Origin of the sequence: Spirosoma profusum, from assembly GCF_014699005.1 — a bacterium.
Classification (GTDB): Bacteria; Bacteroidota; Bacteroidia; order Cytophagales; family Spirosomataceae; genus Spirosoma; species Spirosoma profusum.
The window spans coordinates 161769-176263 of record NZ_JACWZY010000016.1 but is presented as its reverse complement, the minus strand read 5'-3'; the positions used below and the strand labels follow the sequence as shown (position 1 = coordinate 176263).

General features: G+C 47.7%; 13 protein-coding genes. 9 read left to right on the top strand and 4 right to left on the bottom strand.

The genetic code is table 11. The features are described 5' to 3' along the window. Nucleotides 1–113 (top strand): IS1 family transposase (locus IC229_RS19000; RefSeq protein WP_223834075.1); only part of this gene is annotated, 113 nt, incomplete at its 5' end. 187 nt (nucleotides 114–300) lie between these two features. Here the strand turns inward: IC229_RS19000 and IC229_RS35760 are convergent. The 3 genes from IC229_RS35760 to IC229_RS18985 form a co-directional block, all read right to left on the bottom strand. Continuing rightward, on the bottom strand, nucleotides 301–2007 hold the full coding sequence (locus IC229_RS35760) for a tail fiber domain-containing protein (RefSeq protein WP_190888587.1): 1707 nt from the start codon (nucleotides 2005–2007) through the stop codon (nucleotides 301–303). 496 nt (nucleotides 2008–2503) lie between these two features. Continuing rightward, nucleotides 2504–3025, bottom strand: coding sequence for a D-glycero-alpha-D-manno-heptose-1,7-bisphosphate 7-phosphatase (locus IC229_RS18990; RefSeq protein WP_190888586.1), 522 nt, complete (start codon nucleotides 3023–3025; stop codon nucleotides 2504–2506). Between the two features lie 149 nt (nucleotides 3026–3174). Next, nucleotides 3175–5814, bottom strand: a complete 2640-nt coding sequence (locus IC229_RS18985; RefSeq protein WP_190888585.1) for a valine--tRNA ligase — start codon at nucleotides 5812–5814, stop codon at nucleotides 3175–3177. 159 nt (nucleotides 5815–5973) lie between these two features. On the opposite strand from IC229_RS18985, the gene IC229_RS18980 reads away from it, so the two are divergent. The 6 genes from IC229_RS18980 to hisF all read left to right on the top strand — a co-directional run bounded on the left by IC229_RS18980 (nucleotide 5974) and on the right by hisF (nucleotide 10440). After that, complete coding sequence (locus IC229_RS18980; RefSeq protein WP_190888584.1) at nucleotides 5974–6900, top strand: DUF72 domain-containing protein; 927 nt, start codon at nucleotides 5974–5976, stop codon at nucleotides 6898–6900. A 300-nt stretch (nucleotides 6901–7200) separates the two neighbouring features. Next, a complete protein-coding gene (hisH, locus tag IC229_RS18975; RefSeq protein WP_190888583.1) occupies nucleotides 7201–7788 on the top strand; it encodes an imidazole glycerol phosphate synthase subunit HisH in 588 nt (195 codons plus the stop codon). 71 nt (nucleotides 7789–7859) lie between these two features. Continuing rightward, on the top strand, nucleotides 7860–8579 hold the full coding sequence (gene hisA, locus IC229_RS18970; RefSeq protein WP_190888582.1) for a 1-(5-phosphoribosyl)-5-[(5-phosphoribosylamino)methylideneamino]imidazole-4-carboxamide isomerase: 720 nt from the start codon (nucleotides 7860–7862) through the stop codon (nucleotides 8577–8579). Nucleotides 8580–8591: 12 nt separating this feature from the next. Continuing rightward, on the top strand, nucleotides 8592–9248 hold the full coding sequence (locus IC229_RS18965) for a hypothetical protein (RefSeq protein ID WP_190888581.1): 657 nt from the start codon (nucleotides 8592–8594) through the stop codon (nucleotides 9246–9248). A 13-nt stretch (nucleotides 9249–9261) separates the two neighbouring features. After that, nucleotides 9262–9684, top strand: a complete 423-nt coding sequence (locus IC229_RS18960; protein ID WP_190888580.1) for a GNAT family N-acetyltransferase — start codon at nucleotides 9262–9264, stop codon at nucleotides 9682–9684. Continuing rightward, nucleotides 9685–10440 carry an imidazole glycerol phosphate synthase subunit HisF gene (gene hisF / locus IC229_RS18955; protein ID WP_190888579.1) on the top strand — a complete coding sequence of 252 codons (756 nt, stop codon included), beginning with the start codon at nucleotides 9685–9687 and terminating at the stop codon, nucleotides 10438–10440. It begins immediately after the preceding gene. A gap of 216 nt (nucleotides 10441–10656) precedes the next feature. Here hisF and IC229_RS18950 read toward each other — a convergent pair whose 3' ends face one another. After that, a complete protein-coding gene (locus tag IC229_RS18950; RefSeq protein ID WP_190888578.1) occupies nucleotides 10657–11559 on the bottom strand; it encodes a porin family protein in 903 nt (300 codons plus the stop codon). Between the two features lie 39 nt (nucleotides 11560–11598). On the opposite strand from IC229_RS18950, the gene IC229_RS18945 reads away from it, so the two are divergent. Both IC229_RS18945 and IC229_RS18940 read left to right on the top strand, forming a co-directional pair. Further along, nucleotides 11599–12573, top strand: coding sequence for a gliding motility protein GldB-related protein (locus tag IC229_RS18945; protein WP_190888577.1), 975 nt, complete (start codon nucleotides 11599–11601; stop codon nucleotides 12571–12573). A 112-nt stretch (nucleotides 12574–12685) separates the two neighbouring features. Continuing rightward, on the top strand, nucleotides 12686–14491 hold the full coding sequence (locus IC229_RS18940; protein ID WP_190888576.1) for an ABC transporter ATP-binding protein: 1806 nt from the start codon (nucleotides 12686–12688) through the stop codon (nucleotides 14489–14491). Nucleotides 14492–14495 lie beyond the last annotated feature (4 nt).

The following is a 14495-nucleotide window of genomic DNA, read 5'->3' as shown; positions in this document are numbered from 1 at the left end:
GCTTAAAACGACTACCCCGCCGAAGCATTTGCTTCTCAAAGTCAATCCTCATTCACGACGCAGTAATCGGTCTGTTCATCAATCAAATTTTCTTTGCCGATAAACGCAATTAAGCCACTACCAAGTGATTAAGCAGGGAACCTGGAATGGACCAGTTGTTAGACTGCTGATTTGAAATTAGTGTACCCAATAACGTAGTGGTCCTGTTAACTCGAATCAATCCTAAACGACTTTAGGATTCGAGCTAACAGGACCACTACGTTGAACTGTAACGTAACAAAGCTGTTCAATCAGCAAGTATCAATTCCCTGCTTTAGAAGTCGATTCCGTTTTGACACCCAAGAGCGCCTGCATCTGCTTAACCTGGGCCGCTAACTGGTTGTAGTCAGATTCCTGCTTTTGCAGTTTGGCTTTGAGGGTTTCTACTTCTGAGTTCAGATCTTTTACGGCCTGAACCAGAGGTACTACAAAAAGCGAATACCCCAGGGTATAATATTTCCCACCTTCTGCGGCTGTCCCGCCTTTTTCTGTGTGAATGCCTTCGAAATCGTACCCTACTGATTTGGCAGCTGTTTCAACATCCTGCGCCAGAAATCCTGTATGAAGCGACCTATCTTCCTGAATATCGTCGGATGTATAACCAATTAACTGAGCTTCTTTCAACTTGTTAATGTTATACGTAACCGGATTAAGTTTTGTAATAAAATTTAGTCCCGGCACATTCGATTGTACGTTTTCCTTAATCCGCTTATCCGACGTAACAGTCAGTTGTACTTTGCAACGTAGTGAGGTAATATTGATATTACCCAATTGAATCTGATTATCGGCATTAACCCGAGCTTCATAGCCCAGAGAACTTGAATTATTTGTGGTTACTGCGGAACTAGAGACACCAGCATTCACCCCTACATACGTATTGTTACTACTTAAACCTGCATTATTGACACCTGCATTTATGCCCAGAAACACATTATAACCACCAACAGTGTTGTTCTGACCAGCTAATACACCTAGGGCTGTATTAGACCTGCCTGTTGTGTTATTAAACATAACCAGCGTACCGACTGCTACGTTATCATTGGACGCACTATTATAAAGTGCAGAAGATCCGACAGCCACATTATTGGCTCCATTCGTATTATACGTCAGTGCATCCTGGCCAACTGCTACGTTTGAATAACCTGTATTATTATAACGCAACGAAGCACCACCGATCGAGACATTTTCAAAACCTGTTGTATTATCTACTAAGGCACCCGTACCTATCGCCGTATTATAATTTCCACCCGTATTTTCCCGTAGAGCGCCATTACCCATGGCTGTGTTATCATGCCCAGTCGTATTATGTTCCAGCGTAAATGATCCGGAAGCGACATTGGCAAAGCCCGTAAGGTTAGCAAACATTGCCCTATAGCCTACTGCCGTGTTAAAACTGGCATTTGTATTCATTGCCTGTAACGTAAACCCTCCAAGAGCCGTATTACCTTGTCCAGTAGACGCTTCATTTAGTGTAAGAGCGCCAAAAGCAAGATTGAACTTAACCGCGTCAATATACCCCGCTCTTCCATTATTAATTTTGAAATTAATGGGTATTACCTGACCAGGTGTAGTAGGTGTACCCAGATAACTTGAACTTGTCAGGTTAGGATTACCATTGAGATTCCAAGCATTAGCGCCACTATTGGCCGATCCACCCGCCGACCAGACAGGTGCAGTGGGTGATCCTGTATTTACCTCGATCTGATTGGTTGATGTGTTGAAAATGAGCAAGCCTTTCGCTGGACTCTGAATCTGGTCGCGCTGGGTAGTTGATACGACTGGCGATAACAAACCTCTATACGGACTGCCGCTCGGATAAGGGCCTGATTTTACCTCTAAAGAAGAGGACCCATCCAGCGCTCCTCCTGATGCTGGCGGCCCCAGCCTGATTTGCCCATAGGCACTCTCCAGACCTAGTAGTAATACCATTAATACATAGGCTACAGTGTTCGTACTAATTGTCTTCATAATAGTTGGTTAATTTATAGTTGAATAATAAAATTCGACCAGCGTATTAATACGCAAGTCGGCATTAGAGGCCTCATTTGATGCGTAATAGGTTGTTAACCGATAAGTTAATTCAGTTGTTAGGCTAGCAAAAAACAATAATTTTCTAAATCAATACGGTCAGAAATCGCTGTTTGTTGTGTCTGGACTTAGGAAAAACAGGCATGAAACCGGACGAATCAGAGGCTTTGTCGATGTCCGGACTAAGTAGATATCCTTACTTCTCCCGTCAATACGTTTGCGAAGCAGGTGTCAATTAGAGCTATTCGCAACTGACAATCAGGCGTATAGAAGAAAAAAATAAGAAGAGTTTCACCCATCCAGTACTTCGTTGCTTGGATATAGACAAACAGGTATTGGCCTCACTAATTAGTGAGGCCCTGAACAGAAAGGAAAACTATGAAATGTGAAAACGCCTGTTGGCTAGCTGCTTAGGGCAATGATTTTATAGCACAGTTCAGGCAGCGTAGTCGAGCACAAATCGCGATGCTTCCAGCAGGTTAGCCGCGTGCCCATCATATTCATCCGACGTAGCAGCATCATGCGTGATACGTATCGTACGGACGCCCACCCGCCGACCAGCCTGCATATCGCGTAGCGCATCGCCGATCATCCATGATACGTCGGGTTCGATGTTGTATTTCGCCATCGCTTTTTCGAGTAGCAACGAACCAGGTTTCCGGGTGAGCGACTCGGTATCGTATTTCGGGTGATGCGGGCAATAATAAATAGCGTCGATAAGCTGCCCGCACTGCTCCTGTAAGTAATTGTAGCAGGTCATTACGTCATCTCGCGAGTAGAGGCCTTTGGCGATGCCTGCCTGATTGGTAATGACAATGAGCATATAACCCGCCTGCTTCAGCAGACGTAACGCTTCAGGCACGCCGTCAGGAATAATAAAATCTTCTACTTTGTAGACATAGTCGGGCCTGTCCTCGTTCAAAACCCCGTCGCGGTCTAAGAAGATGCATTTATTCATGAATGATAATGCTGTCTGTTTACGCTGCAATAGTACAATTAATAAGGCTATTAATTGTACTATTGCATTAAAATTTATTATTAAACTTCGTAAACGGGCGACAGAGTGCTCATAATCAGGCACTACGTATGATGAAACCGGTTAGTTATTTATATACTTAAGTCACTTAACCGCTGCTCTAAAGCACCAATTTTAGCTTCGGCGTCAGCCAGTTTCTGTCGCTCTCGCTCCACAAGTTCGGGTTTGGCATTGGCTACAAATTTCTCATTGGAGAGCTTTTTCAGCGTCGATTCCCGGAAGCCAATACTATATTCCAGTTCCTTACGTGTGTTGGCAATTTCCTGTTCAACATCGATTTCGCCCAGAATGTTGACAAAAAATTCGTCGCTCTTAATCAGAAATGCTACGCCCTGAGCTTTCTCCTGCGTATACGTAATCTCCGATACGTTCGCCATTTTACGGATCAGTAGTTCAAGTGGCTGAAAACGTTCAACGGTCGTGGTTTTAATCGCCAATGGCAAAGCTATTTTGGGCGAAATCTGTTTGGCGTTACGTAGGTTGCGGCTATTCGTAATGATCTCAAACAACGTATCGAAATCCGTCAGCAATTGATTATCAACCGATTCTGCTTTCGGGAAAGACGTAACACAGATACTATCCCCAGTGCTACGTTCGCGAATATCCTGCCAGATTTCCTCCGTAATAAACGGCATGAACGGATGCGCCAGACACATCAGTTTTTCGAAGAAATTAATTGTAGAGTCATACGTAGCACGGTCGATTGGCTGCTCGAAACCCGGTTTGATCAATTCCAGATATTGCGAGCAGAAATCATCCCAAATCAGCTTGTAAATGGTCTGCAGCGCATCCGAAATCCGGAATTTGCTGAAATCATCCTCCACCTGAAGCAACGTAGCATTCAGTTTCGATTCAAACCATTGAATGGGTAAAACAGATTGGTTTTCCCCATTTTCTATCGTCCAGCCCTTCACCAGCCGGAACGCATTCCAGATTTTGTTGCTGAAATTACGTCCCTGCTCAACCAGTTTTTCGTCGAACATCAAATCATTACCCGCCGACGAACTGAATAGCATGCCGGTACGTACGCCATCAGCACCGTATTTCTCGATCAGATCGAGCGGATCGGGCGAGTTGCCGAGTTGTTTAGACATTTTCCGGCCCAGTTTATCCCGTACAATACCGGTCAGGTAAACGTTTTTGAAGGGAGCTTCGCCTTTGTACTCATAACCGGCAATAATCATCCGGGCAACCCAGAAAAACAGGATTTCGGGAGCTGTAACAAGATCATTCGTTGGGTAATAATAATTGATGTCGGGATTGCCGGGTTTCTGCAAACCATCAAACACTGAAATAGGCCAAAGCCACGACGAAAACCACGTATCCAGTACGTCTTCGTCCTGCGTCAGGTCGGCTTCAGTCATGGCAAAGAGCAACCGTTCGTGCTGCACTTTCTCCAGTGCTTCGTGTTTGTTTTTCGCTACGACAAAGGTTCCATCCTGTAGATAAAACGCCGGAATTCGCTGTCCCCACCACAATTGGCGGCTGATGCACCAGTCATGCACGTTCTCCATCCAGGACCGGTACATATTCTTGAATTTCGGCGGAACCAGCTGGATGGTATCGTCCATTACGTTCTTTAATGCCGGTTTCGATAACTCGTCCATTTTCAGGAACCACTGCAACGAAAGACGTGGCTCAATCACCGCACCGGTACGTTCCGACGTACCAACGTTCGATTTATACTCTTCAGTTTTAACCAGATTCCCCGACTCTTCCAGCAGTTTGATAATCGCTTTCCGAGCGGCAAACCGGTCCTGCCCAACCAGAATCTGCGCTTTCTCATTCAACGTACCGTCGTCGTTCAGGATATCGATAACCGGCAGATTGTGCTTGATTCCCAGCGAATAGTCGTTCGGGTCATGGGCGGGCGTCACTTTCAGACCACCCGTTCCGAAATCCACTGTTACGTAGTCGTCGGTGATGATGGGGATTTCGCGGTTAATGAGCGGAATCAGCGCTTTTTTGCCATGCAGATGCTTATACCGCTCGTCATCGGGATTAACAGCAATCGCTACGTCCGCCATAATCGTCTCCGGTCGAACTGTAGCAATGGTGATGTAGTCGGCTTCACCGGCTGCCCCCTGTACCTTGCTTCCCGCAATCTCATACCGGATATACACCAGTTTCTGCTGGATTTCCTTCGTAATAACTTCCTCGTCAGAAACGGCGGTCTGGCCCTGCGGGTCCCAGTTTACCATGCGGACGCCCCGGTAGATGTAGCCCTTGTTATATAGGTCAACAAATACGTCGATGACGGAATCATGCAGCGCCGGTTCCATCGTGAAACGCGTACGGTCCCAGTCGCAGGAAGCGCCGAGTTTGCGGAGTTGCTTAAGAATAATACCACCGTACTTATGCGTCCATTCCCAGGCATAGTCCGTAAATTTTTCGCGAGTGAGATCTTTTTTACGGATGCCTTTTTCTTTTAGCATCGCCACCACTTTCGCTTCAGTAGCAATACTGGCGTGGTCGGTGCCGGGTACCCAGCAGGCATTTTTCCCTTCCATACGCGCCTTACGTACCAATACGTCCTGAATGGTATTGTTGAGCATATGGCCCATGTGCAGCACACCCGTTACGTTCGGGGGCGGAATCACGACCGTATAAGGCTCGCGGTCATCTGGTGTCGATTTAAAAAACTGGTTATCAAGCCAATATTGATACCATTTTTCTTCTATTTCCTGGGGGGCGTATGTCTTTGAAATCATAAGGCAATGGAACCGGTTCTGAACGTACCGCAATGTAACATTACGGTAAAACCCGCCACCGGAATTACGGATAAAAGACAAAATTAGCTAAATTGGATAGGGCGAAAAAACGAAAGCGACTCTTTGTCCGTTTTACTGCAACACTTCATCCTATAGTCTATGGAATTTGGAAAAATACAGAACCTTGACGCTGTCAATCTGAGCCTTCCGCCCGGCCCGGCTTTTAACGCACGTATCTGGGCGGGTGTTGAGCCCACAACGCGACCTACTGTATTCATCGGCGGGCCTATCTGGGCCAACAAAGATTACGTGGGCAAGCTGTATCCATCGAACGCCAAAGAGCGCGATTTTCTGCATTATTATACCCATCAATTCAACACCATCGAGCTAAATCTGACGCATTATCAGATTCCGACACCGGGTATGATTGAGAAATGGAAAACGGAAGCCGCTGGTTCACCAGATCGCACCGGTTTTACGTATTGCCCTAAATTTCCGCAGATAATCAGTCATGAACGTCAGCTAGTTGCGACTGAAGCCCTGACCGAAGAATTTGTGAACGCCGTACTTAGTCTGGAAGAATTTCTGGGGATGTCATTTCTGCAGTTGCCGCCAAACTTCGGCCCCGACAAATGGCCGGTTCTGGAAACGTTTCTGAAAAGCCTCCCCGACGAACTGGACGTAGCAGTGGAGTTTCGCCACCCCGATTGGTTCAGCAAAGCAACAGTCTGGCAGCAAACGCTGGAACGACTGTATTTGCTACGTCGGCACGTAGTAATTACTGACGTAGCAGGCCGTCGCGACGTATTGCATATGGGCCTCAGCAGCCCCATCCTGACGCTACGTTTCATTGCTAACGAAGGCCATCCAACCGACTACAGTCGGGCCGATGCCTGGGTACAACGCCTAAAAACCTGGTTTGAAAAAGGATTGCAAACGGCTTATTTATTCGTTCACGGCGGGGGCGATAACGACACGGCTCCCGAGCTGATTCTGTACTGGATTCGCGAATTGAATAAACATTGCGGACTGAATCTGCGCGAACCGGTTCTTCAACCGCAGGTGGTGCAGGGAAGTTTGTTTTGATTTGCAGCCCGAAGCCTTTACTTTTGCCCTATGATTTTAATCGCTACACATCACCGGCATCACCATTCTGAGCGGTAACGCAGCAGAACGAGATGCGTGTTTGTGAGTTTGGTCAGCTAATTCTGATTTTCTCAACATACAAAGCCCGGTTCTGCAAATGAGCCGGGCTTTTTTTAATGGTAGGCCCCGACAGGCTCTGGCCGCTTCGGCGGTCCGATGTCGAGTCGCGATAGCGACTAACTATGTACCTGCCAAATAACCGACAGCCAGAGCCTGTCGGGGCCTAGTTCTACTAGTTCTATGAAAACAGTAATTATCAAATACAACGCGGGTAATGTTCAGTCGGTCATGTACGCGCTGGAACGGCTGGGTGCCAGTTATTTGCTTACGGATGACGAAACGGAAATTCGTTCGGCGGATAAGGTGATTTTTCCGGGTGTTGGCGAAGCCAGCACTGCTATGGCCTACCTGCGCGAACATGGCCTGGATAAGCTAATTCCTTCCTTGAAACAACCTGTGCTGGGAACCTGCGTCGGGATGCAACTCATGTGCCGCTATTCGGAAGAAAACAACACGACTTGCATGGGCATTTTCGATATTGATGTGCGAAGGTTTCCACAGACACCGGGCTACAAAGTGCCGCACACAGGCTGGAATAACATTCACACTTTAAAAGGATCATTGACAGAAGGTTTGGCAGAAAATGCGTATATGTATTTCGTGCACAGTTACGCGGCTGATGTCTGCCCCGAAACCACGGCCGTTTGTGATTACGTTCGTCCATTCAGTGCCATGCTGCACCGCGATAATTTTTACGCTGCCCAATTTCACGCTGAAATCAGTGGAAACGAAGGACAGCAGATTTTGGAGAATTTTTTGAATTTGTAACGCGGCCGGGCTGGCACTCCAGCTTCTAGGTCGCAATGTCTTTACCAGCGGACAGGATGTCCACGTTACGTATGCATATTATCCCCGCAATCGATCTCATTGAAGGAAAAGCTGTTCGCCTAACCCAGGGCGATTATAGCCAGAAAAAAGAATACAATGCCCGCCCGCTCGAAGTAGCGCAGCAATTTGAAGACGCCGGATTAACACGCCTTCATCTCGTAGACCTCGACGGGGCGAAAGAAAAGCGGGTTATCAACTGGAAAGTACTCGAACTCATTACGTCCAAAACCAGCTTGCACGTTGATTTTGGGGGAGGTGTTCAGTCGGACGAGGATTTACGTATCGTGTTCGAATGTGGTGCTAAACAAGTTACGGGTGGCAGCATCGCCGTGAAACAACCCGACGTAATGGAGCGCTGGCTTTCGCAACAGGGAGCGGAAAAAATCATTCTGGGCGCCGACGCTAAAAATGAGAAAATCGCGGTCAGCGGCTGGGAAGAAGCCACCGAAGTTTGGGTTTACGATTTTGTGGAACGCTGGACGGAAAACGGCATTCGTTACGTCATCAGCACCGACGTAGCGAAAGACGGCCTGCTGGAAGGACCCTCGTTTGAATTGTATCGGAATCTACAGGATCAATTTCCGAAGCTGAACATCATCGCAAGTGGTGGCGTCAGCAGTATGGCCGATCTGGAAACGCTGGCCGATATGAATCTTTTCGGCGTTATTGTCGGAAAGGCGATTTATGAAGGGCGTGTTACGTTGAAAGAACTGAGAAAATTTATGGAATAAGTATGTGATCTTATGCTACGTTCTCTTTCTATTCTGGTTTTTGTTTTTTCGCTGCCACTACGTTCTTTGGCTATAATCGAAACGGATTCCATAGTAACTAGTTGGTTTCCAAGGCTGGCGGAGAAAATGCGATTAAAAACGCCAGAATTGGGAGTGGGCGAATACGAGGTACGTATCTGGAAAAAATGCCAGCTCTGTTTTGGGGAAGCACATGAACTCTATCTCCTTGAGAAACACACGAACAAATTCACCGTAACAAAATTCAATATTCGATCCAACAAACGGGGATTTCGCAGTTTCACTCAGATCAAACCACTAAAACCTATTCCTGATTCGCTCTGGACAGAATTGATACAGCAGGATATGCTGACTCCGCCTGATCATGCAACTATTGACCGTCAGTTACATCCTCTTTCACCTAAAGATTCTACCTATACCTCAATTGAGCCAGATGGCAGTGTGAGCATACATGCTAAAAGGCAAGAGGTTTCGGTATGGATATCGGATGGAGAAAGTTATCACGTCGATGTATTTGAGCAGGGAACATACAAGCGGTGTGAGTACCATAACCCGGCGGATTATTTACGGGTGAAACCCAAGGTTCGGGAATTGCAGAAATTCGTCGCTATTCTGGATAAGCTAAATGACCTTTTTCAACCTGCCAATTGATATTTCGACCACCATGACAAACGACTATTCTATTAGCACCGACAAAGCCAAACTAAATCTGGACGTTATCCACCGATTTTTGAGCCAGGAAGCATACTGGAGCCTGAATATTCCAATTGACATAGTGAAGCGCGCTATCGAAAATGCGGTTTGTTTCGGCGTCTATAAGGGCGACGAGCAGGTTGGTTTTGCCCGCGTCGTCACTGATTTCGCTACGTTCGGGTATCTTGCCGACGTGTTCATTTTGCCTGAACATCGCGGGAAAGGTCTATCCAAACAACTCATGGCGTTCATTATGACTTACCCACCTTTGCAGGGATTACGCCGGATTATGCTTGTTACAAAAGACGCGCACGGTCTTTATACTCAGTTTGGGTTCAAGCCAGTTGACGAACCCCAAAATACCATGTCTATTAAAGCTTTTACCAACTATTAAATGCTGACCAAACGTATCATTCCCTGCCTCGATATCAAAGATGGACGTACCGTAAAAGGCACTAATTTCGTGAACCTGCGCGACGCTGGCGATCCGGTTGCTTTAGCTGCCATCTACGCTGAACAAGGTGCCGATGAACTGGTTTTCCTGGATATCACCGCCACTGTCGATGAACGTAAAACTCTGATTGAACTGGTTCGGAACGTAGCGCATACCATCAATATTCCTTTTACGGTTGGTGGCGGAATTTCGTCCATAGCAGACGTATCAGCGCTCTTAAACGCGGGTGCTGATAAGATTTCGATAAATTCGTCAGCCGTTCGAAATCCCGATTTGGTAAATGAGTTAGCACTTGAATTCGGAAGTCAGTGCATTGTGGTTGCCATCGATACGCGCTACGTTGACGGCGAGCACATCGTGCATACGCATGGCGGGCGAAAACCAACGCCACTACGTACCATCGCCTGGGCAAAGGAAGTTGAAGAACGGGGGGCGGGCGAAATTCTGCTGACGTCGATGGATACCGATGGCACGAAAGCTGGTTTTGCGCTTGAACTGACGGCTAAAATCTCAGGAGATGCCAACATTCCGGTTATCGCATCGGGCGGTGCCGGTACGATGGATCATTTCGTGGACGTATTCACGACGGGGAAAGCCGACGCCGGGCTGGCCGCCAGTATTTTCCACTTCAAAGAAATTGAAATACCGGCGCTGAAAGGGTATTTGCGAGAGAAGGGGATAGAGATGCGACTGTAACGTAGCAGATCAAAATTTTAAGCCACTGAGATCGCTGAAGTTTACTTATGTAAGTTAAATCGAGTGTTTTCGTCATGCTGATCGGGCCGCCGGAGCGGGCACGAAGCATCTTAACGTATCATTACTCTCACGTCAGGATGCTTTAAGATGCTTCGTGCCCGCTCCGGCGGCCCGGTCAGCATGACAAAATACAAGTATACCAGTCCAACAGAATTACTAAAACTTAAATCCTAACTCTAGCGCAACAATCCGGCTTTTTGAGATTAATTCACTGCCGCGTGCTACGTTAATCAGGCCACGTTGGTAGCTCATGCCCAGGTTAAACGCGTTGTGCTGGTTGATTTTATACTGAACGCCTGTTCCCAACATCAGCTCTACGTCCCCGAAACCATAATGGCGCTCATTGCCGCCGTTTTCGGCGTTGTATAAACCGTTTGTCGATTGATCAAGTGGTTTTTCGGCCAGTTTTATACTGAAGATACCACCCGTTTGAATGTACAGCCGCAGGTTGGGACCAATGTTGTTGGCAAACAACTTCACTGTTGTCGGTATTTGTATATACTGTAAATTATAAACCGACTCTTTTTGGGGCAAACTCGGATTCCAGCGCCCGCCCCCGAATGAACCCGGCATCTGAAAACCAGACCGTTTCACCGTATACCAAAGCCCGGTTCCGAAAGCGTAGCGGTCTTTGAAAAAGAAATAATCGAGCGATGGGCCGAGGCTCATCCGAACGCCAACACCATTATCGCGGAAACCGGCATACGTACCAGTTCCTTCAACGGCATTGATGTTGAGCGACGGCGCAAACCGGATGCTCATCTCGATCAGGCGGGTAGGCCAGGCGTAATCCGGACCGGAACCGTAGCCGTTATTTTCGGTTGATTCTGTTTCGGCTTGCTTCTGCTTTCTTTTACGCTTTTTGCGGTCGTCGTCATAAGTGCGACGATTTTGATCCTGACCGTCGTAATTGTCGCCCAGAATTTTACGAAATCGTCTTTCCGTTACGTTCGATTCTTTAGTACGTAGTCGATAAAGTGCAGGCGAGGTCGATTGCGCCCAAACGCAGCCAACCGTCAGCAAGACCAAAATCAATCCGAACCCTGCAACTTTTTTCATAATTTTGTACGTTTTCTATATTGAAAACTCCCGAGTTTCATGCGAATACAAGCGGCCATTGCGGGCCTTTTTTGTTTATTTCTGCTGGCGTCGTGTCAAAAAAAAGAAGACGTTACGGTTATTCGGCTCGACCAGCAACTCTTCTCCGGTAAATCGCCCGACAGCATCCAGGCTTTTCTGAATCGAAATTCGGCTGTCGCTCAATTGTACTTTAACGCGAACGGAGCCGGAAATGATACAGCCCTCGTTCGTGAATTGAGTAATCGGGTCAATAATCCAGCGCTGAACGACTTTCAGACTCAGCTTCAGACCCAATTTGGCGATCTTGCCGACCTCCGAAACCAGTTGTCCGAAGCCTTTACGAACATCAAAAAAGACTTCCCGGACTTCAAATCTCCCAAAATTGCAACTGTCACGACGGGTTTTATTGGCCCTGATATAGCCGTGTCCGATAGTCTGATTGTAATCGGACTCGACTACTTTGGCGGTCCTAAAGCGAAATATCGTCCACCAGCCAACGAATTTCCAGAATACATCCTGCGTCGTTACGACAAAGACCACATTGTTCCGGCCATTGTCTTTGCATTGTCTGACAAATACAATGCCACAAACCGCCAGGACCAGACCATGCTGGCTGATATGGTGTATTATGGCAAGGGATATGTATTTACCAAATCCGTGCTTCCCGAACTGGCCGACAGCCTGATCATCGGTTATTCAGACAAACAGTTGACCGAAACGTTTAATGCCCAGGACTTGATTTGGGGACATTTTATTGATAACCAACTGTTGTTTCAAACGAGTCCAGCCATAAAACAGCGATATTTGAATGAACGGCCCTTCACCGCCGAAATCGGGAGAGACTGTCCCGGAGCTATTGGGCGTTGGGTTGGCTGGCGAATTGTGGGTTTGTACCACGACGAACACAAGAGCGTGAACATTGCCGATCTGATGCGAAACGCCAATGCCCGACAGCTTTTTGACCAGTCGGGTTATAAAGGACAGAAGGAGTGAGATGATAGACCCTGACAGGCCCTGGCTGTCGGAGTAGTTATAGATACTTTGTTAGTCGCTGGCGCGACGCCGACAGCCAGAGCCTGTCGGGGCCTACATGGACTACTAACCAATGGCAAAAGGAAGACGAGGGTTTGGCGAGGAAGCGAGCGAAGCCGATAAAAAGAAAATTAGTCGCGAGGATTTTAAGAAAGCGCTACGTGTATTTCGCTACGTTCGACCGTATCGGATGCACTTTATAGCTGGCTTTATTTTTTTGATTCTGTCGACGGCAACCACGCTTAGTTTCCCGGCGCTGATCGGGCAGGTAACGAGCGTTATTCAGGGGAAATCGCCGTTTACGCTGAATCAGGTAATTTTGATTTTTGGCGGAATTCTGGTCTTACAGGCCGTTTTTTCGTTCTTCCGAATCTACTTTTTCGCACAGGTAAGCGAGCGCTCGATGGCCGATGTCAGGCGGGAAGTGTACGGCAAAATCATTACGTTGCCGATTCCATTTTTCGAGAAACGGCGTGTTGGCGAACTCACCAGCCGCCTTTCTGCCGACGTATCGCAGTTGCAGGACGTACTGTCCATTACGTTGGCGGAGCTGTTTCGGCAAGTTGCTACGTTGCTGGGCGGTACGTTGTTCATCCTCTACGTTTCCTGGAAACTGACGCTGTTCATGCTCGCTACATTCCCGGTGATTATCGTGGCGGCCATCATTTTTGGGCGTTACATCCGCCGACTGTCGAAGCAGGCGCAGGACCAACTAGCTGCCGCCAGTGTGATTGTGGAAGAAACGTTGCAATCCATCAACGTAGTGAAAGCGTTCACCAACGAACGACTCGAAATTGGTCGCTACGGTAATTCGCTGAATCGAATGGTGAACATCGCGCTACGTACTGCGCGGTTTCGGGGTGTGTTTGTGTCGTTCATCATTTTTGCGATGTTTGGCGGCATCATGGGCATTGTGTGGTACGGCGGCAGTCTGGTTCAATCGGGCGAAATTCCATTTGCTGACCTGCTGACGTTTATTTTCTACACGGCTTTCATCGGTGGTTCGGTGGCGGGTATTGGCGATATGTACGCGCAGGTGCAAAAAACCGTCGGTGCTTCGGAGCGGATTCTGGAAATTCTGGAAGAGCCTTCCGAAGTAGATGCGGATAACGAACTTCCGTTGTTTGTTCCGGTGCATGGCGACGTAGCATTCAACAACGTTCGATTTACGTATCCGTCGCGTCCAGAAATGGAAGTGCTGAAAGGGGTTTCGATTAATGTAGCAGCCGGACGTAAGATTGCGTTGGTTGGTCAGAGTGGGGCTGGTAAATCGACTATTGTGCAATTGTTGATGAAATATTATCCCATTACGGGCGGTCAGATTACGGTTGATGGACGCGATTTGACCAATTTTAACGTAACGGAACTACGCAGAAACGTAGCGGTGGTGCCGCAGGAAGTTATCCTTTTCGGAGGCACAATTTTCGAGAATATCCAGTATGGCAAGCCCGGCGCGACCGAAGCCGAAGTACGTGAAGCCGCTCGTAAGGCCAATGCCTTACAATTCATCGACTCGTTCCCGGAAGGGCTGCAAACGATTGTGGGTGAGCGAGGTATCAAGCTATCAGGTGGTCAACGGCAACGTATCGCCATTGCGCGGGCTATCCTGAAAGACCCGGCTATCCTGATTCTGGATGAAGCGACCAGTTCGCTCGACGCCGAATCCGAAAAGCTGGTTCAGGACGCTTTGGATGAGTTGATGCAGAACCGCACTACGATTATCATTGCCCATCGACTGGCAACGATTCGGAAGGTGGACACGATTTACGTACTGCGCGAAGGCCAGATTGTCGAAACCGGTACGCATGACGAACTGGCCCTACAGGAAGACGGCATCTACGCAAATCTGGTTAAATTGCAATTTGAACCGATCGAATAAAAGT